Annotated in this window: 13 protein-coding genes; 3 read left to right on the forward strand and 10 right to left on the reverse strand. The window is 70.2% G+C overall.

Translation table 11 applies throughout. The features are described from left to right. Nucleotides 1-3 precede the first annotated feature (3 nt). The 7 genes from paaD to L880_RS0117070 are packed head-to-tail and all read right to left on the reverse strand — an operon-like array spanning nt 4 to nt 5,260. Nucleotides 4-546 (reverse strand): 1,2-phenylacetyl-CoA epoxidase subunit PaaD, encoded by a 543-nt coding sequence (gene paaD, locus L880_RS0117040; RefSeq protein WP_084461383.1) that lies wholly within the window; start codon nt 544-546, stop codon nt 4-6. Further along, nucleotides 540-1,313: a 1,2-phenylacetyl-CoA epoxidase subunit PaaC gene (paaC, locus tag L880_RS0117045; RefSeq protein ID WP_027476705.1), complete on the reverse strand. Its 774-nt coding sequence runs from the start codon at nt 1,311-1,313 to the stop codon at nt 540-542. Before paaC ends, paaD begins: the two co-directional genes overlap by 7 nt. A gap of 8 nt (nt 1,314-1,321) precedes the next feature. After that, nucleotides 1,322-1,612: a 1,2-phenylacetyl-CoA epoxidase subunit PaaB gene (paaB, locus tag L880_RS0117050; protein ID WP_019575056.1), complete on the reverse strand. Its 291-nt coding sequence runs from the start codon at nt 1,610-1,612 to the stop codon at nt 1,322-1,324. A 24-nt stretch (nt 1,613-1,636) separates the two neighbouring features. Then, nucleotides 1,637-2,647 (reverse strand): 1,2-phenylacetyl-CoA epoxidase subunit PaaA, encoded by a 1,011-nt coding sequence (paaA, locus tag L880_RS0117055; RefSeq protein WP_027476706.1) that lies wholly within the window; start codon nt 2,645-2,647, stop codon nt 1,637-1,639. A 27-nt stretch (nt 2,648-2,674) separates the two neighbouring features. Beyond that, a complete protein-coding gene (paaK, locus tag L880_RS0117060) occupies nt 2,675-3,991 on the reverse strand; it encodes a phenylacetate--CoA ligase PaaK (RefSeq protein ID WP_027476707.1) in 1,317 nt (438 codons plus the stop codon). 19 nt (nt 3,992-4,010) lie between these two features. Beyond that, a complete protein-coding gene (gene paaI, locus L880_RS0117065; RefSeq protein ID WP_019575059.1) occupies nt 4,011-4,448 on the reverse strand; it encodes a hydroxyphenylacetyl-CoA thioesterase PaaI in 438 nt (145 codons plus the stop codon). Between the two features lie 8 nt (nt 4,449-4,456). Next, nucleotides 4,457-5,260 carry an enoyl-CoA hydratase-related protein gene (locus L880_RS0117070; protein WP_027476708.1) on the reverse strand — a complete coding sequence of 268 codons (804 nt, stop codon included), beginning with the start codon at nt 5,258-5,260 and terminating at the stop codon, nt 4,457-4,459. A 204-nt stretch (nt 5,261-5,464) separates the two neighbouring features. Here L880_RS0117070 and L880_RS0117075 point away from each other — a divergent pair, with 204 nt between their 5' ends. Then, a complete protein-coding gene (locus tag L880_RS0117075; protein ID WP_027476709.1) occupies nt 5,465-6,085 on the forward strand; it encodes a phenylacetic acid degradation protein PaaY in 621 nt (206 codons plus the stop codon). 286 nt (nt 6,086-6,371) lie between these two features. After that, complete coding sequence (locus L880_RS32660; RefSeq protein ID WP_043329788.1) at nt 6,372-7,739, forward strand: MFS transporter; 1,368 nt, start codon at nt 6,372-6,374, stop codon at nt 7,737-7,739. Between the two features lie 10 nt (nt 7,740-7,749). On the opposite strand, the gene L880_RS0117085 is transcribed toward L880_RS32660, so the two are convergent. Further along, nucleotides 7,750-8,910, reverse strand: a complete 1,161-nt coding sequence (locus L880_RS0117085) for a LysR family transcriptional regulator (protein WP_169737775.1) — start codon at nt 8,908-8,910, stop codon at nt 7,750-7,752. A gap of 217 nt (nt 8,911-9,127) precedes the next feature. On the opposite strand from L880_RS0117085, the gene L880_RS34450 reads away from it, so the two are divergent. After that, complete coding sequence (locus L880_RS34450; protein ID WP_157462936.1) at nt 9,128-11,293, forward strand: virginiamycin B lyase family protein; 2,166 nt, start codon at nt 9,128-9,130, stop codon at nt 11,291-11,293. A 2-nt stretch (nt 11,294-11,295) separates the two neighbouring features. Here the strand turns inward: L880_RS34450 and pbpC are convergent, their stop codons facing one another. Together pbpC and L880_RS0117105 are read right to left on the reverse strand one after the other, a co-directional pair. Further along, nucleotides 11,296-13,695, reverse strand: coding sequence for a penicillin-binding protein 1C (pbpC, locus tag L880_RS0117100; RefSeq protein WP_211245332.1), 2,400 nt, complete (start codon nt 13,693-13,695; stop codon nt 11,296-11,298). Further along, on the reverse strand, nt 13,692-19,667 hold the full coding sequence (locus L880_RS0117105; RefSeq protein ID WP_043329790.1) for an alpha-2-macroglobulin family protein: 5,976 nt from the start codon (nt 19,665-19,667) through the stop codon (nt 13,692-13,694). The genes pbpC and L880_RS0117105 overlap by 4 nt, the downstream gene beginning before the upstream one ends. Between the last annotated feature and the right edge of the window lie 114 nt (nt 19,668-19,781).

Genomic DNA, 19,781 nt, shown 5'->3' on the forward strand with positions numbered 1-19,781 from the left:
GGTTCAGATCGGCTTGAAGTGCTCAAACGGTTCGCGGCAGCTCATGCAGCGGTACAGCGATTTGCAGGCGGTGGAGCCGAAGGCACTCAGGCGCTCGGTCTGCAGGCTGCCGCAGCGTGGGCAGGCCAGGCGCCGGCCCGAGGGGCTGCGCCCCACGAAATGCATGGGCACACCTTCGCTGAGGTCCACCGGGCCCGGCGGGGCAATGCCGTAGTCGAGCAGCTTCTGGCGCCCTTCGGGGCTGATCCAGTCGGTGGTCCAGGCCGGGGCGCGGCGCATCGTGACGCGGGCCGGGCCCAGGCCAGCCTCCGCCACCGCGGCCAGCACGTTCTGTTCGATCAGCTCGGTGGCGGGGCAGCCCGAGTAGGTGGGCGTGAGCACGATCTCCAGCCCGTCGTCGTGGGCCAGCACCTCGCGCACCAGGCCCAGGTCGACCACCGACAGCGCAGGCACCTCGGGGTCGAGCACGGTGCCCAGCACCTGCCAGACCGGAGCCAATGCCCCGCTTGCGCCGCTGGTGGGGACCACGGCAGCCTGGTTCACCACACGCCCCCGGGAAAGGCGCGCTGCAGGTATTGCATCTCGGCCAGGATGAAGCCCATGTGCTCGGAATGCACGCCGCGGCGGCCGGTGCTGCGGTACACCGAATCGGCCGGCACCGGCAGTTGGACGGCGGCCAGCAGGGCGGCCATCTCGGCACGCCAGTCGGCCTGCAGTTCAGACCACTTCGGGCCCAGGCCGCTGGCGGCGGCCTGCTCGTCGATGGCGTCGTCCTCGAACAACTCGGCGCTGTAGCGCCACAGCTGGGCCAGGGCGGCCTTCAGGCGGCGGGCCGACTCGTCGGTGCCGTCGCCCAGGCGCACCACCCAGTCGCAGGCGTGCTGCTGGTGGTAGCGCGACTCCTTCAGGGCCTTGCCGGCGATGGCGGCCAGCTCGGCGTCGCTGGAGGCCGACAGGCGCTGCCACATCAGCTTCAGAAAGGTGGCCACCATGGCGTTGCGCAGCACGGTGAAGGCAAAGTCGCCGCGCGGCAGCTCGACCAGGGTGGGGTTGAGGTAGTCGCGCTCATCACGCAAAAAGGCGAGCTGGTCTTCGTCATGGCCCAGGCCGCTGATCTGGCCCGCATGGGTCAGCAGCGCACGGGCCTGGCCGATCAGGTCGAGTGACATGTTGGTCAGCGCGATGTCTTCTTCCAGCACGGGGGCGTGGCCGCACCATTCGGCGATGCGCTGGCCCAGGATCAGGCAGGTGTCGCCCAGGCGCAGCACGTACTGGGTGGCCGCGTCGCGGCCGGGTTGGATGGAGGCTTGCATGGCGCGGCTCACATGTGGTTCACGGATTCGGGCAGTTGGTAGAAGGTGGGGTGGCGGTACACCTTGTCTTCCATTGGGTCGAAGAACATGCCCTTGTCGCCCGGGTCGCTGGCCACGATCTGGTCCGAGCGCACCACCCACACGCTGGTGCCTTCCTGGCGCCGGGTGTAGACGTCGCGGGCCAGCTGGATCGCCATCTTGCTGTCGGCGGCATGCAGGCTGCCGCAATGCTTGTGGTCCAGGCCGGCCTTGGCGCGGACAAACACTTCCCACAGGGGCCATTCGTTCTGGGTTGTCATGGAGGTCTCCTTGTCTTGCTTGAATCAGGCAGCCTGTTGCTGCGGGGTGTGTTTGGCGGCATGGGCCAGCGCGGCTTCGCGCACCCAGGCACCGTCTTCCCAGGCCTTGACGCGGGCGCCCAGGCGCTCCTGGTTGCAGGGGCCGTCGCCGCCCACCACGCGCCAGAACTCGCTCCAGTCGATGGTGCCGAAGTCGTAGTGCTGGCGGGCTTCGTTCCACTTGAGATCGGGGTCGGGCAGGGTCACGCCCAGCACCTTGGCCTGCTCGACGGTGGCGTCGACAAACTTCTGGCGCAGCTCGTCGTTGCTGACGCGCTTGATGCCCCAGCGCATCGACTGCGCGCTGTTGGGCGACTGGTCATCGGGCGGGCCGAACATCATCAGGCAGGGCCACCACCAGCGGTTGACCGAGTCCTGCACCATGGCGCGCTGGGCCTCGGTGCCGTTTTGCATCATGGTCAGCAGGGCGTCGTAGCCCTGGCGCTGGTGAAAGCTCTCCTCGCGGCAGATGCGGATCATGGCGCGGGCATAGGGAGCGAAGGAGCAGCGGCAGATCGGCACCTGGTTCATGATGGCCGCGCCGTCCACCAGCCAGCCGATGGTGCCCATGTCGGCCCAGTTCAGGGTGGGGTAGTTGAAGATCGAGCTGTACTTGGCCTTGCCGCTGTGCAGGGCACCCAGCAGCTCGTCGCGCGACACGCCCAGGGTCTCGGCAGCGGCATACAGGTACAGGCCGTGGCCGCCCTCGTCCTGGATCTTGGCCAGCAGGATGGCCTTGCGCTTGAGCGTGGGGGCCCGGGTGACCCAGTTGCCCTCGGGCAGCATGCCGACGATCTCGGAGTGGGCATGCTGGCTGATCTGGCGCACCAGGGTCTTGCGGTAGTGCTCGGGCATCCAGTCCTTGGCCTCGATGAAGTCGCCATCATCGATGCGGGCCTCGAAGCGCTCTTCGAGCAGGGCCTCCTCGGCCGAGCGGACTGCTTTGGGGCCGTCGCCGGGCTCGCGGGCCATGGTGTCCATTGCTTGGGTGTACATGGTGGAGTTCCTCTTTTGAAAGTGGCCTCAACGGGGCCGGGTGTCGATCACGCGCCGGGCCTTGCCGGTCAGCGTGCGTTCGATGGTTTCGGGTTCCTGCACCTGGACGCGGGTCGAGATGCCGACCAGGGTCTTGATGCGGTGCTTGAGCCAGTCGGCGATCTCCTTGACCTCGACCGCACTGAGCGGACCGGCGGCCGGCTGCAGTTCGCAGCGCACCTCGACCTCATCGAGGTTGCCGTCGCGCTTGACCAGGATCTGGTACTGGCCCGAGAGCTTGGCGTGCTGCAGCACGATTTCTTCGATCTGGGTCGGGAACACGTTCACGCCGCGGATGATCAGCATGTCGTCGCTGCGGCCGACGATCTTGCCCATGCGGCGGAAGGCGCGCGAGGTGGGCGGCAGCAGGCGGGTCAGGTCGCGGGTGCGGTAGCGGATGATGGGCAGGGCTTCTTTGCTCAGCGAGGTGAACACCAGTTCACCCTCGGAGCCGTCAGGCAGCACCTCACCGGTCAGGGGGTCGATGATCTCGGGGTAGAAGTGGTCTTCCCAGATCACCGGGCCGTCCTTGCTCTCGATGCATTCGCAGGCCACGCCGGGGCCCATCACTTCGGACAGGCCATAGATGTCGACCGCGTCGATGCCGGCCTTGGTCTCGATGTCGCGGCGCATGGCCTCGGTCCAGGGCTCGGCCCCGAAGATGCCCACCTTGAGCGAGCTGGCCGCGGCATCCAGCCCCTGGCGTGCAAACTCTTCGATGATCACCTGCATGTAGCTGGGCGTGACCATGATGATGTCGGGCTTGAAGTCGGTGATCAGCTGCACCTGCTTCTCGGTCTGGCCGCCCGACATGGGGATCACCGTGCAACCCAGGCGCTCGGCGCCGTAATGGGCGCCCAGGCCGCCGGTGAACAGGCCATAGCCATAGGCCACGTGCACCGTGTCGCCGCGGCGCCCGCCGGCCGCGCGAATCGAACGCGCCACCAGATCGGCCCAGGTGTTGATGTCGTTCTGGGTGTAGCCCACCACGGTCGGCTTGCCGGTGGTGCCCGACGAGGCATGGATGCGCGCCACCCGCTCACGGGGCACGGCAAACAGGCCGAAGGGGTAGTTGTCGCGCAGGTCGGTCTTGACCGTGAAGGGGAATTTGCTCAGGTCGCTGAGCTGCTTCAGGTCGTCGGGGTGCACGCCCTTGGCATCGAAGGCCTTCTTGTAGTGCGGCACGTTGTCGTAGGCGCGCTGCAGCGTGGTGCGCAGGCGGCTCAGTTGCAGGGCGGCGATCTCGTCGCGGCTGGCGGTCTCGATCGGATCGAGCTCTCCGGGGGCGGGGGTCTTGGCGGTCATGTGGGTCTCTCCTGATACTTCAGCCGGCCACCGCCGGCTTGCCTTTGAGGGTGTAGGAGCGCCCACGGAACACCGCGATGCGCTCGCCGTTCTGGTTGCTCACCTCCACGTCGTACACGCCGGTGCGGCCGGCCTTGGAGACCTCGGTGGCGCGCGCGGTCAGCACATCGCCAGCACGGGCCGGGGCCATGAAATCGACGCTGAAGCCCGAGGCCACGGTGAGTTCGTTGTACGAGTTGCAGGCAAACGCGAAAGTCGAGTCGGCCAGGGTGGAGATGAGCCCGCCATGGCAGGTCTTGTGACCGTTGAGCATGTCCTCGCGCACGGTCATGCTGAGCACGGCGCCGCCGGGCGTCACTTCATGGATCTGCATGCCGAAGCCCAGGGTGACGTTGTCGTTGGCCAGCATGCCGACGCGCACCAGATCAGCGGTTTGTTGGGGGGTGAGTTCAGACATGGCGGGGCTCAGCGATCGGTGAAGACGGGGGCGCGGCGCTGGCCAAACGCGGCCACACCTTCCTGGTAGTCGTGGGCGGCGCCCAGCTGGCTTTGCAGGCGCGCCTCCAGGGCCAGGGCGCCGTCGAGCGACAGGGCTTGCGCCTCGTCCAGGGCCTGGCGGGTGGCCACCAGGGCGCGCGAGGGCTGGGCGGCCAGGCGCTCGGCCAGGGCCGCGGCCTCACCCGCCAGGGCGTCGTCGTCGACACAGCGCCAGATCAGGCCCATCTGCTCGGCCTCGGCGGCCGGCAGCTTGTCGCCCAGCAGGGTCAGGCCCAGGGCCTTGCCCCGGCCCACCAGGCGCGGCAGCAACCAGGTGCCGCCGGTGTCGGGCACCAGGCCGATCTTGCTGAAGGCCTGGATGAAGCTGGCCGAGCGCGCGGCCAGCACCAGATCGCAGTTCAGCGCCAGGTTGGCGCCGGCACCCGCCGCCACGCCATTGACGGCCGCCACCACCGGCACCGGCAGGCTGCGCAGGCGCTGCACCAGGGGGCGGTAGAAGCGTTCGATCACCTGACCCAGGTCTTTCGGTGCCGCACCGGGCGTGGCGTCGGGGGCCACGCTGGGGTCGGCCAGGTCCTGCCCGGCGCAGAAGCCGCGCCCGGCCCCGGTCAGCACCACGCAACGCACGCTGGCATCGGCGGCCACGGCATCGAGGGCGGCCAGCAGCTGGGCGTGCATCTCGCCGGTGAAGCTGTTCAGGGCCTGCGGGCGGTTCAGCGTCAGGGTCCGGACCGCGCCGTTCTGGCGGGTCTGGATCAGGTCGTCGCTCATCGTGTCTCCTTGAGTGGGTCAGGTGCTTCAGGCGGCGTGGGGCGGCAACTGCCCCAGACCGTCTTTGCGCTGGCGCAAATCTATGTTTGACCGTCCAGTCGGTCGATAATACTATCGAGACTCTTTCTGACGCAAGTCAAAGCCCCCAGTGAAAACCCTAGGCCGGATCCCAACGGGCCGCCCAGATTCCAAGGAGACCCCCTCATGCCCTGCTACGCGATCGACGGTGTTGTGCCCGTCATCCACCCCAGTGCCTATGTGCACCCCACGGCCGTGCTGATCGGCGACGTGATCGTGGGCCCCGACTGCTATGTCGGGCCCTGTGCCGCGCTGCGCGGCGACTTCGGGCGCATCGTGCTGCACCGCGGCGCCAATGTGCAGGACACCTGCGTGGTGCATGGCTTCCCCAACCAGGACACGGTGGTCGAGGAAAACGGCCACATCGGCCACGGCGCGGTGCTGCACAGCTGCGTGGTGCGGCGCGACGCCCTGGTGGGCATGAACGCGGTGGTGATGGACGAGGCCGAGGTGGGCGAGCAGGCCATCGTGGCGGCCAGTGCCTTTGTGCCGGCCGGCACCAAGGTGCCGCCGCGCACCCTGATGGCGGGGGTGCCGGCCAAGGCTTTGCGGCCGTTGCGCGACGAAGAGATCGCCTGGAAGCTCGAAGGCACGCGCACTTACCAGGCGCTGACCCGGCGCTGCCTGGCCTCGATGGTCGAGGTCAGCCCCCTGACCGAACCCGAGGCCCAGCGCCCTCGCCTGCCGGCCACCGATGTGCACTCTCTGATCGCCACCCGGCGCCAGGAGACGACACCGGCCGTCTGACGATGGGCCGCTCGGGCCCGCTGGCGCCAAGGGCCATCAGCGCCTCCGGTGGCGCCAATGACCGACCGAACGGCTTGATGAATACCGCCTGGCGCACGCTGACAACCAACCAGCCAAACTAGCGCCACCAGGCGCCGAATGGCGCCTGACAAGCCCGCGACAGCGGCTTGCAATCACTTACAGACCCGTCTGCACCGCTCCCGTGATGCTTGGCGACGCTCAGCCCCGAGTCCCCACCGTTGGGGCTCAGGCCAGCCCCCCAAGACATCACAACAAGGAGACAAGCATGACCCCTGCCCCCACCCAGGCGCCCCGGACTGGCGCTGCCGCGGCCCCCGAGCCATCAGCCGCCTCGGCGGCCTTCACCCAGGCGGTGTTCCGCAAAATCAACTGGCGCCTCATGCCGCTGCTGCTGATCTGCTATGCCGTGGCCTACCTCGACCGCATCAACATCGGCTACGCCCAGTTGCAGATGCGGCAGACCCTCGACTTCAGCGATGCGGTGTACGGCCTGGGCGCCGGCATCTTCTTCATCGGCTACCTGTTGTTCGAAGTGCCCAGCAACCTGATGCTCGAAAAGATCGGCGCCCGCAAGACCCTGTTGCGCATCATGCTGTGCTGGGGCCTGGTGGCGGCGGCCATGGCTTTTGTCAGCACGCCGACGCAGTTCTATGTGGCGCGCTTTCTGCTGGGGGCGTTCGAGGCCGGCTTCTTCCCCGGCATCATCCTGTACCTCACCTACTGGTACCCGGCCGATCGCCGCGCCCGCATGATCGCCATCTTCATGTGCGCCACCACGCTGGCCGCCCTCAGTGCCGGCCCCTTGAGCGGCGCCATCATGAAGTACTTCAACGGCTACGGGGGGCTGGCCGGCTGGCAATGGCTGTTCCTGATCGAGGGCCTGCCCGCCGCCGTGCTCGGGGTGGTGGCCTTTGTGGTGCTGCGCGACAGCCCTGAGCAGGCGCCCTGGCTCAAGGAGGCCGAAAAGCGCTGCGTGCGCGAAGCCATGGCCCGCTCGCCCAGCACCGTGGGCAGTGCCGCCCACGGCTCGCTGCGCCACATGCTGGCCGACCCGCGCATCTACCTGCTGTCACTGGCCTACGCCTGCCTGCTGGCCAGCACCATGGGCCTGACCTTCATGGCCCCGTCGCTGATCCGCTCCTGGGGGGTGCAGGACCTGGTCGAGATCGGCTGGTACACCGGCCTGCCCAATCTGCTGGGCCTGGTGGGCATGATCGTGATCGGCGGGCACAGCGACCGCCATGGCGAGCGGCGCTGGCATTACGCCTTCTGCATCGCCCTGGCCATGCTGGGCGTGGGCCTGAGCACCCTGGTCGAGGGCTCGGCCCTGCTCAAGGTGTCGGTGATGGCGGTCAGCTACATCGGCATTGCCGGTGCCACGCCGCTGTTCTTCACCAGCGTGACCGAGTACCTGCCCAAATCGGTGGCTGCCGGCGGCATTGCGCTGATCAGCAGCCTGGGCAACCTGGGTCCGGCCGCCAGCCCCAGCGTGATGGCCTACCTCAACGGCCAATCCGGGGGCATGACCCAGAGCCTGTATTTCGTGGTCCTGAGCTGGCTGGCCTCGGGGGTGCTGCTGATGCTGACCCTGCGCGCGCGCGGCGCCAAGGCGCCGGTGCCGGCCACGGCCTGAGCAGGCCCTTTCAGGCCAGCACCGCGTCAGCGGCCTGGCACTGGCAGACCGGCGCACAGCCGGCTTCACCAGCGACAGGCTGGGGCAGCGCCACCGGCTCGGGCTCGGCCAGGGCGGCCACGGCAGGGGCCTCTGGAACGGCAGGAGCAGCAGGAGCAGCAGGAGCAGCCAGTGTTGCCGCTGCGGTCTGGGGCCTGAAACGCTCCAGCGCCCAATCCACCAGCGCGGCCAGGGCGGGCGATTCGGCCTCGTCACTGCGCAGCAGCAGGCCCAGCGGCTCCACCCCCAGGCTCAGGCCGGGCAGCAGCGCCACCAAACGGCCGGCCGCCAGGTCATCGGCCACCAACGCCCGGGGCAGCACCGCAATGCCGGCCCCGTGCAGGGCCAGCGCATGCAGGGCCAGCGCATTGTTGGCCTGCACCACCACGCGCGGCGCCAACGGTGCCTCGGCATCGGCGCCTTCCTCGGCCCCGAAGCACTCGTCACGCCCGCCACAGGGGCCTTCCCAGTCCTCGTCCTCGTGATCCGCCTCGCAGTCAGCCTCGCAGTCAGCCTCCTCAGACCAGGCCCCGTCGTCCCGCTCGTCTTCGTTGAGCTCGTCGGGTGCCATGAAGCCCAGGCACTGGTGGCGCACCAGTTCCTCGGCGCGCTGCGGGCTCCCCTGGCGCTCCAGGTAGGCCGCAGAGGCCACCATGGTGAGTGCCTCTTCACACAGGGGTAAGCATTCGATACCGGGGTGGTCCAGGGGCTCGCCGCGGTGAAAGACCAGATCAAAGTCGTCGTCCACCGGATTGGCGGCGCGATCGTCCAAGACCAGCGACAGCTGAACCTTCGGGTAGGCCTGCAGGAAGGCGGCCAGGGCCGGCGCCAGCTCGCGGGTCCCGAACAGCACCGGCGCGTGCACGCGCAAGCACCCGCTGGCCTGCTGGGTCGTGGCCTGGAGGCCGGCTTCGGCCCCCCGCACCATTTCAAGGATGCTGCGGCATTGCTGGTGGTAGGCCGCGCCTGCGGCCGTCAGGCGCTGCCAACGGCCGTGGCGCTCGAACAGGGGCGTGCCCAGTTGTTCTTCCAAGGACTGGATCTGTTGGCCGATCAAGGCCGGCTGGAGCTCAAGGGCTCGTGCAGCGGCCGCCATGCTGCCGGTCTCCACCGTGGCAACAAAGACAGCCATGCTCTGAAATCGATCCATGTGTGCAATGCGTCGTTTTTTTGTGAGGCGCTGATGGTAGGCGATTTGAGTGGCATGGCCGCCGGTTCCCGGGGCCTGGCAGACGGCGTGGACAAGAAGAAAACTTACATGTGAGCGGATCTGAATCTGATTTGTTTCATTTTTTATCATTAATTTGATAAAAAATATCACTTCAACCACTCACCCCACCGGCACCACCATGCTCCCTGCTCAGTGCACCGCCCCCTGGCAGTCCGTGGTGACTGGCCACCGTCGCAAACCCCGCCCCCTTTCACGCACCCATCGGCTGGGGGACTGCGCGGGCCGGGGCTTGGTCTGGCTGCTGTGCCTGTTCTCGAGTTGGGCCTCAGCCCAGATCACCGGCCTCACGCGCTACCCCGTGGGGCCCGACACCCTGCCCCAAGAGATCGTGGCAGGCCCCGACGGCCAGATGTGGTTCACCCAGCGCCAACTGGTGGGCAGCACCACCAGCGTGGTGCAACTGGGCCTGGATGGCACCACCCGCGGGACCTACCAGACGGCGGCTTGGGCGGCCGTGCCGTCCAGACTGGGGGCAGGCACCGACGGCAACATCTGGGTCACCGTCTGGGACGGTGAGGCGATCCGGGTGGCACCCGATGGCACGCAAGCCCGCTTCAGCGCCCCCGCCTCCGTGGTGGGGTATGCCGGCTGGGCCACCGGCATCACCCCAGGCCCCGATGGGCAGATGTGGATGGTGTTGCAAGGTGGCGTGGCCCGCATCGCGCCCGATGGCAGCATGGCGGCGTATCCGATCGCCAGCAGCAGCTACTTCGGCCTCAACGGATCCATCGTCACGGGGCCGGACGGCCAGTTGTGGATTGCCGACGGCGGCACGGCCCGGATCATCCGCCTGGACCCCAAGACAGGCAACAGCCAGTCCTACCCCCTGCCCGACCCCTCTTCCTACCCCGCCGGGCTCACAGCAGGCCCCGACGGACAGGTGTGGTTCACCGTGCCCACGGCCCAACAGATCGGCCGCATCCACCCGGTCGACGGCAGCCTGCAGTTCTTCACCCCACCGACCTACGCCCCCGCCTCGATCACCGTGGGCCCCGACGGCAACCTCTGGTACGTCACGGCCCAGTACAACGGGCAGAACGTGGTCGGCCGCATCACCCCCCAGGGACGCATCACCGAGTACCCCGTGCTCAAGGGCAGCAAGGGCAGCAGCATCACCGCCGGGCCCGACGGCAAGCTGTGGCTCACCGAGGAGTTGATCGACCCCGTCGCCGGCGGTGTCTCCACCGGCAACATCGTCACCTTCGCCCTGCCGGCCCGGGTGACCGGCCTGGCCACGGGTCCGGGCGGCACGGTCACCCCCGCCTCGCAGGATCTGCGCATGGGCGTGTCGGCCACCCTGACGCTGAGCCCCGACACGGGGTATCTGGTCGATACCGTGGAGGCCGACCGCTGCGGCCCGCTGGGCCTCAGCGAACCGGGCACGGTCAGCACGGGGGTGCTGAGCAGCGATTGCACCGTGAGTGCCCGCTTCACGGCCCCCCAATGCAGCGCCAGCCCGGCGCGGGGCTTTGCCGGCGCGCCGGCGAGCCTGCTCTGCAGCGGTCTGCCGGCCGTGGGGGCGTTGGACATCCCTGGCGCCACCTGCAGCGACACCGTGGACGGCCAGGCCACCTGCCTGGGCACGATAGGCCAGACCGATGGCAGCGGCAGCGCCCGCGACGCCCTGGGCCATGCCGTGGCCCTGCCCGCACTGCTGAGCCCCGTGGCGCCCGCCGTGTGCCAGGCCCGGCCCGCGGCCGGCTTTGCCAACACCCCCGTAGCACTGCGGTGCACCGGGCTGCCGCCCGCAGCCTCGCTGAGTGTGGCCGGCGCCCAATGCGCGCCCCCCGAGCCCGATGGCAGCGTCTTATGCCAGGGCCTGCTGATGGGCGGTGACCAATCCCTACCGGACGCCGTCACCACCCTGGACGACGGCAGCGAAGCCCGCCAGCCCATCGGCTTTGAGACCCTGCCCGGCCCCACCTGCCAGGCCGAGCCCAACCCGGCGCGCAGCGGCACCCCGATCAGCATCCAATGCAGTGATGTGCCTGCAGGCAGCGTGGCCACGCTGGCCAATGGCGTGTGCGTGGTGGGCAGCGATGGCCAGGCCACCTGCCAGGGCACGGCCGGCCTGGGGGCTGACGAGCTGGGCCTGAACCCCACGCTCAGCTTCGAGTTGAACGGCGGCACGGCGCGCATCGTCACGCCTTTGGCCCTGCTCAACGCCCCACCCTCGCCGGCCGACCCGCTGACCCCCGTGCCGACCCTGGGCACCACGGGCTTGGGCGCACTGATCGGTTTGTTGCTGCTTGGCGCCCGCCGCCAGCGCCAGCGCGGCCGCTGAAATCAAGGCCGCAGGGCCTGCGCCGCCGCGGTGCGCGACCGCAGCCCGGCACCCCGCACCTCCAGCCGGATCTCATCGAGCACCCGGCCCTGGGCATTGGTGAGCTGCATGCGGTGCCGCCCCGGCGAGGGCATCCAGGGCCAGACGGGGCCGCGCCCCACCTCCTGGCCGTCCAGGCGCCAGCGCAGCCCGGTTTCAGCGCCCTCCGGGGGTGCCACCGCCGTGGCCCGGAAGTTCAAGCGTTGATGGGCCGGCGGAATGTCCGGGTCCAGGGCCACGATGGTGCCCGGGGCCGGCTCGGCAATGCGGGCTTCAAGGACAGGGGCGGCCGTGGCGGGGCTGCCCCGCCGCCTGCCCGCGGCACTGGGGGCGGCGCCGGGCAGCGCCACCACCGAAGGCGCGCGCGCCTCGAACACGGCCTGCTCGGTGCCGGCCAGAAACCACTCGCGCCGCGGCGCCTCCAGCCAGGCCGACAAGCCCCCCCGGCCCCGGTCATCGCCCGCGCCGGCCGGGGCCTGGGCAAAGCGCACCTCCACCTGCACCAGCCCCGGCGGCGGCGGGGCCTGCAGGCTGGGTTGGCGGGCGTGCAGGAAATTCATCAGTTCCGCCCACACGGGCGCGGCGCCGGTGGTGCCACTGACATCGTGCATGGGCTTGCCGCTGGCGTTGCCCACCCACACCCCCACGGTGTAGCGCTGTGACCAGCCCACGGCCCAGTTGTCGCGCATGTCCTTGCTGGTGCCGGTCTTCACCGCGCTCCAGAAACGGGTGGCCAGCACGCTGTCGGTGCCGAAGGTCCGGGCCCGGGCGTTGGGGTCGCTCAGGATGTCGCCCACCAGCCAGGCGGCCGCAGGGTCCAGGGCGCGGCGCCAAGGCCTGGGGCTGGGCTTGGAGCTGAGCCTGGGGCTGGGCGCCGCGCCCGGCCCGGGCAACAGCGGGGGCGCCAATTCGCTGGCCTGGCCGGCATTGGCCAGGGTACGGTAGGCATTGCTCAGGTCCAGCAGGGGCAGCTCGGGGCTGCCCAGGGCCAGGCTGTAGCCGTAGTAATCGCCGCTTTCGCGCAGCGGCAGGCCTGCGGCGCGCAGTTGGCGGTGCAGGGCATCGGGCGACACCAGGGCCAGCACACGCACCGCCGGCACATTGAGCGACGAGGCCAGCGCGCCACGCGCCGAGACCCAGCCCTTGAAGTGGTGGTCGTAGTTCTGCGGGATGTACAGGCCGCCCGGCGTGGGGATGTGGGTCGGCGAATCGTCGAGCAGCGAGGCGGCGGTCAGGCGCCGTTCGGCCAGGGCCTGCGCGTACAAAAAGGGCTTCAGGGTGGAGCCCACCTGGCGCCGCGCCAGCACGCCATCCACCTCACGGGCCCGGCTCAGGGGCCCCGACGAGCCCACCCAGGCCAGCACCTCGCCACTGGCGTTGTCCAGCACCACCAGGGCGCCGTCTTCCACATGGCGCCCGGCCAGCTCGTTCAGGTGGCGTTGCAGGGTCTGCACCGCAAAGCGCTGCAAGGGGGCCCGCACGGTGCTGCGCACGCTGGCCAGCCCGCGCCCGCCCTCGGGCAGGCGTTTGAGCACCTGGCGCGCCCAGTGCGGGGCCACACCGCTGCTGCCGTCCAGGGCGCGGCGCTGCAAGACACCGGCCACCAGCAGGCCCAGGGCTTCGCAGTCCGGCCTGTCGGCCTTGCCGGCCTTGTCGGATGGGCTGAGGGCCTGCACCGCGCCCAGCACCCCGCAGGCGCGGCGCGCCACCTGGGCCTCGGGCGCATTGGGGGCCCGCACCAGGGCGGTGGCGATGGCCGCCTCGCGCAGGTCCAGGCCCTGCGCTGCCTTGCCAAACAGGGTGCGCGACAGCGCATCGATGCCCACCAACTCACCGCGAAACGGCAGCAGGTTCAGGTAGGCCTCGAGGATCTGATCCTTGCGCCAGCGCCGCTCCAGCACCTGGGCCGCCACCGTCTGGCCCAGCTTCTGCACCACGTTGCGCCCGCCGCTGCGCTGGCGCCAGTCGCCATCGAGCAGGCCGGCCAGTTGCATGGTCACGGTGGACGCGCCCCGGGTGCGGCCATGCCACAGCTGGCCCCAGGCCGCTGCCGACACCGCCGGCCAATCCACCCCGCTGTGCTCGTAAAAGCGCTTGTCCTCGCTGAGCAGCAAGGCCGTGCGCAGGGCGGGGGACACGTCTTCCAGCGCCACCCAGGGGCCCCGGCGCACGGCAGGGTCGGTGCGCACGGTCTGCAGCAATTCGCCGTCGCGGTCCAGCACCTGGGTGTCGCTGGGGCGGTGCTCGCGGCGCACCTCTTCAAAGCTGGGCAAGGCCTGCACCGCAGGCGCCACCAGCAGGAGCATCAGCCCGGTCAGGGCCGAGGACGCCCAGCGCAGCCGAGCGCTCACGGTGCGGGTCATGGGGCGGCGTCCACCTTCACCACCTCGTTCGGGGCCTCACCGAACATCTCGGGGGCGTACATCGCCTCCACCCGGCTGGGCGGCAGGGCGAAGCTGCCCACGTTGTTCAGGCGCAGCGTGTATTCGAGCTTGATCGTGCCCTTGGGCAAGTACTCGTAGTAGCTGCGGAAGGCCTCGAAGCTGCGCTCTTCAAAGGCCGGCCAGGCATTGCCTTGCCGCCGCTCGCCCTGGGTGGCGATCTCTGAATCACGCCCCAGGCCGCTGCCCAGCACGGTGGCCCCGGCCGGCACCGGGTCGCTCAGCACCACCCAGCTCATGTCGGCGCTGGCATTCACCTCCAGGCTGACGCGCAGCACATCGCCCCGGCTGTAGCGGCCCTTGACGGCCTGCTCCAGCGCCGTGACGGTCTTGCGGATCTGGTAGCCGGCGTTGACCGGGGCCTGGAGCGGCACCGCAGCCAGCGCCTGCAGGGTGAGCCAGGGCTTGCCGCTGCCCGCATGGCTGAGCACCAGGGGGGCCTTGGCCCCCTCCGCCGGCCAGGGCAGGTTCAGCGTGTTGTTGCGCCAGCCGCCCGGGGCCGCGGGGGCGCCGAACCAGGTGGTCTGATGGGCCGCTCCCTGGCTGTCGGCAGGCTTGGCCCGCTCGACCCGGGCCCAGTCCACACTGCCACTGGCGGCGCCCAGGCTGGCCCGGGTGCTGCCGGTGACCGGTGTGGCCTCGAAGCGGGCCGAGAACTTCTCCAGCGCCAGGCCGCCCCACAGATTGGCCGTGGTGGTGTGCCAGGCCCCGTTCTGCTGGCGGCCGATGAAACCGGCGGCCAGGCGGCCCAGATCGTCCTTCCAGGCCGGGTCGTCCTGCACGGCCAGCAACAGCCGGGCGGCATTCACGTCGCCGTTCTGCATCATCCACCACCAGGCGTCGTCGGCCTCGGTGCTGAACACCAGCTTGCTGCCCTGGTAGGACAGGCGCGCCCGCAAGACCTGGCTGGCCTCGGCCAGGCGCTGCTCACGCTGCGGTACGTCTTTCACGCGGCGCAGGATGTTGTACCAGTCGATCACGGTGTGGGTGGGCCACTGGTTGGGCGCCACGCCCACGCTGCCCAGCAGGCGCGCCGGGGCCAGGCCGTAGCGCGACAAGGCCTCGATGGCCGCGATCTTGCGCATGTCCAGGTCCTTGCGCGGGCTCCAGAAGTCACGGCTGATGCGCCCTTCGACAAAGGCCGTCAGGCCGCGCGCCAGGGGGTCGCGCAGCGCATCGGGCAAGGCGAAGGCCGGGTTCAGGCCGGCGGCCTCGTCGGTGGCGGCCAGCAGGTAGGCGCTCAGCACATCGCTGCCCCGCTGGGCGTCGCCGTCGCGCGGCGGAAAGTAGCTGGCCAGACCGTCGCTGTCGAGGTAGGTGGGCATCTGGGCCAGCACGGTCTGCCACAGGCGGGCATCGCGCAGGCCCACGGCCTTGCTGGTCTTCTGCTCCAGGCAGGCAAAGGGGTAGTTGGCAAACCAGTCGCGCACGCCGGGCAGGCCATCGGCCAGGCGCGGCTGCAGGGCCAGCTTCAGACCGCCGCGACCGGGCAAGGCACCCGCCGGGGCGGCCACATCGAGGCTGAAGGGCCCGTCGAGCTGCACCAGGGTGGCCTGGCGCACCGTCAGCGGTGTGAGCGGGATCAGGCGCTGGCTGGCCTTCAGGGCGTCGCGGGCGCCGCTCAGGCTGTCTTGGGCCTCGACCTCCCACAGCAGGGCCTGGGCGCGGGTCTGGCCCAGTTGGGCGGGTGCGGTCACCGTCCAGGCCACTTCGCGCGCCTCGCCGGGCGGGATGTCCAGGGTCTGCGGCGGCGGGGCCAGCAGCGTGGCACGCGCGCTGACCTGCACCTTCATGGGCTTGGCGGTGGTGTTGCGCAAGGTGAACTGGGCGCGGTACTGGTCGTCCTCGCGCACCAGCGGCGGCAGGCCGCTGATGATCTGCAGGTCCTGCGTGACGCGGATCGCGGCCTGCCCGGTGCCGAACAGGCCGGCCCCCGCGTCGGCCACCGCCACCACCTGGAAGGTGGTGATGGCGTCGTTCAGGGGCACCTTGAGCGTGGCCTGGCCCTGGGCATCGAGCTGCACCCGCGGCTGCCACAGCAGCAGGGTGTCCAGCAGCTCACGGGTGTTGCTGCGCCCGCCACCGCCGCCCGCAGGCACGGCCTTGCGGCCGTAGTGGCGCCGCCCCACGATCTCCATCTGGGCGGTCGAGGTCTCCACGCCCCAGGCGCGGCGTTGCAGCATGGCGTCCAGCACATTCCAGCTGGTGTTGGGCATCAGCTCCAGCAAGGCCTGGTCGACCACGGCCACGGCCACTTCGGCGTTGGCGGCAGGCCGGCCATCGGGCAAACGGGCTTGCAACGTGACCTGCGCCTGGCCCCGCACCCCGTAGCCGGGCTTGTCGGTGCTCACCTTCACCTCGATGCGGTGCGCCGCCGTGCCCACCCGCAGCTCGGCCAGGCCCAGGCGGAAGGCAGGCTTGCTGAGGTCGACCAGGGCCGAGGGGGCCACGTACTCACGCCCCTCGAACCAGAACGCGGTCCACCACTCGCGCGGGGTCTTGTAGCCCCAGGTGAACAAGCTGTACCAGGGCACCTCGCGCAGGCGCCCGCGCAGCGCCAGCACGCTGACATACACATTGGGGCCCCAGCCGGGCTGCACCTTGAGCTGCACCGTGGGGTCCTGCCCGTTGAGCTGCACCACCTCGGAGTGCAACACCCCCTCGCGCTCGACCGACACCAGGGCCGTGGCGTAGCGGAAGGGCATGCGCACCTGCAGCCGGGCGGTTTCACCGGGCTGGTAGCTCTTCTTTTCGGGCAGCACGTCGATGCGGTCGTGGTTGTCACCGCCAAACCACAGCTCACCCTGGCGCGTGATCCACACCGTGCCGGCCGCCTGGGCCTCATGGCCCTGAGCGTCCTTGGCGGTCACCACCAGTTCCACCTCGCCGGCTTCGCGCAGCGTGGTCTCGCACAGCAGCAGGCCGCGGCTGTCGCTGCGCCCGCTGCACACGGTGCCCAGCTCCTGGCGGCTGCTCTGGTTGTCGTAGGCATAAAAGCCGCCCACCATGCGCTTGCGGCTGGTGGTGGTGCGGCGCGCCACGGCGCGCACCTCCAGCGGCACATCGGCCTGGGCCCGGCCGTCCGTGCTCAGCGCCAGGGCCTGGAAGCGCAGGGTCTGGCCGCTGGCCACCCAGCCCTCGGTCTTGAGGCCCGGCACCACGGCCGCGGGCCACAGCACCTGCTGGCTGCGCAGGGTCTGCACCTCGCCGTTGGGGTCGGCATAGCGCGCCTCCAACAGCAGGTCCTGGGGCTGGCGCGAGGCCGGCAGCTCGGGCAGGTTCAGCCGGCCGCTGCCCTGGCGGTCCAGCAGCAGCGGCAGCTTGTCGGCCACCACCCGCTGGTCCTGCGCGGCCTGGGGTTGTTCTTCGTCGGCCTGCTCGCTCGCCGCCTGCGGCCCGCGGGGCGGGTTGAAGCTGAACTCGTCGTAATCGGCAAAGGCCGTGGTGTGCGGGCGCACCAGCGCCGACACCCGCACCGGCAGCTGGGCCGCCGGTCCCCCCGACACGTAGCTGACCTGCACCTGGGTCGGCAGGCTGCTCAGGTGGACCAGGGGGCCCTTGCCCACCGGACCGATCTGGCCCTGCAACACCGGCAGCCGGAACTCTTCCACCCGGAACAGCCCGCTTTGCCGGCCGTCCAGGCTCACGTTGTAGACGCCCAGCTTGGCCGCGGGCGGGATGGCGAACTCGCTCTCGGCGCTGAAGCCGCCGCTGGCGGTCTGGCGCCAGCGCAAGGGCAGGCTGAACTGCTGGCCACTGCCCTCGTGGGTGATGAGCACGGAGGCCGGGCCCTTGGGCGGCAGGCCCAGGCCCTGGCGGGTTTCGGTGCGCAGGAAGTGCTTCATGGCCACGGTCTCGCCGGCGCGCAGCAGCATGCGGTCGAACACGGTGTGGGCCCGCACATCGGGGCGGGCCTCCTGGCTGGTGGGCACATTGAAGCGCCAGGATTCGATGCCTCGGTTCCAGTCGCTCCAGGTGAAGGCCAGGTCTTCCACCCCATCGGGGCCCTTGGCGCGGGCGCTGACGAAATAGGCTTGGCGATAGTCGGCATCGTCTGCGTCTTCGCCGGCCCGAGGCCGGGCACCGCTTTGCGGGCAGGCCGGCGGGTTGGGCGCCAGGTTGCCAAAATCGACCAGCCCCTGGGCATTGGTGCGGCCCTGGGCCAGCTCGCGGCCCGCGCAATCCGACACGCGCACCAGGGCCCCAGCCACCACCGTGCCCTTGTCCAGGGTGGTGACCCAGGCCTGGGCATTTTCACGGCCGAGCTTGAAATGCACCCCCAGGTTGGTGACCAGGGCCGAGGTGCGCACCACCATGCTGCGGCCGGGCCCGTAGCCTTCGGCCAGCAGTTTTTCGCCCAGGCGACGCGACTGGATCTCGACCACGTGGAAGCCCGGGCTCAGCGGAATGCCCACCACCTCGAAGGGGCGTGGATCGGGGCTGTCGGTCTTGGGCAGGTCCAGGGCCTTCACGCCCGGCAAGCCGTCGATCAGCGACAGCATGCGCGACTCGACCTGGCCCCGGGTGTCGGGCAGCACCTCTTTGGGCAGCGGGCCCTTCACGTCACGGGCGGCCCGGCTGCGCGGCACCCAGAAGGCGTCATAGGCCTGCACCTTGCGGTACCAGGCGATGATGTCGGCGTCGTCCTTGGGCTGCAGGTCGCGCACCTGGCCGGGGCTCAGGCCCTTCACCTGCAGGGCCGGCTCGACCTGACGCAGCGTGACGGGCAGCAAGGCGGGCCCCCCCGGCTCGGCCAGGCGCTCGATCACGCCAAACGGGGCGGCGGCAAACTTGGCCAGTGGCGGCATGGCCCCGGTGGCCACGGCCAGCGGAAAGGTGGCGGCATTGCTCAGGGCTCGGCCCGACACATCGGCAAAGCCCGAAGGCAGGGTCAGGCGGTAGGCCTTGCGCTCGGGAAAAACCCCCTTGAAGCTGAGCGAAGTCACCGCGCCCTCGGTGCCTTCGTCGGCCGCATCCAGGCTGGGGGCCAGGCTGCCGCCGTCGTGCTGCAGGCGCACGCCTTCGGCCAGGCGCCGCGGCACCGCGGCGTTGAAGTGCAGCGTCATGGGCCGGATCGGCAGGCAGGCGGCCTGGGCGTTTTCGCGCTCGCAGCTGAAACTGGCGGCAAAGGCTTCGCGCACCTGGTAGCGCCAGCGCTTGTCCAGCTTGCTGAGCACACCGCTCGGGGTGGCCACCCCTTTGCCCACCACCAGGTCCAGTTCCGAGCCCGGCGCCAACTGGCGCGGGCAGCGCACCGTGTGGTAGCGCAAGGGCTCGGCGGCGGCGGCCTTGCCCAGGCCCAGGGCCTGCAGCAAGGCTGTGCGATCCGCCGGCTCCAACGGCTTCACGGGCATGCGCTCGCCCAGGCCCTGCAGCTCGCAGGCCACCTGGGCCTGCACACTGGCCGCCGTGGCCGGGCCGTTGAACTGCAGCACGAAGAACTGCCCCTCATCGATGGGCGCGTAATGCCCGGGCCGGATGTTCTGTACAAACGGCCCGCCGGTGTTGAAGCGGAAACGGTTGCGCCCGCTCAGGGCCACGCCCTTGGGCGAGGTGAAACCCGGGCGGGCCTGCAGTTCGCAGGCCACGCCGGGCGGCAGGTCACGCTCGAAATCAAAGGCCCACTCCCGGTCGCTGAGCCAGCGACCACTGCCCCGGCCGGCGCTGGCGTCATCGCACACCAGGCTGAGCGGGGCGGGGGCGGCCGGGTCGCCGAAGGTGACGGCGGGCTCGTCAAAGCGCGCCAGGACCTGGCGCACCTGGGCCACCTCGCCCTGGGGTGACAGGGTGCTGATCTGCAGCGCCTGGGCGGCGGTGGCGAACAGGCCGATGCAGGCCCACAGGCCAACTCGCCAGCGTCGCAGGGCCTTCTGGAACGGGACATTCTTGTTCATACGCACCTCCTCAACCGGCTCTGGGGGAACAAAAGCGTTCACCAGGCTGGCTCCGGATGGCATCGTATGAGAAAGCTGTGACCACCGGCCAGTGGGGGGGCCCGTGTCTGCCAA

It is taken from the genome of Curvibacter gracilis ATCC BAA-807 (genome assembly GCF_000518645.1).
GTDB classification, from domain to species: Bacteria; Pseudomonadota; Gammaproteobacteria; order Burkholderiales; family Burkholderiaceae_C; genus Curvibacter; species Curvibacter gracilis.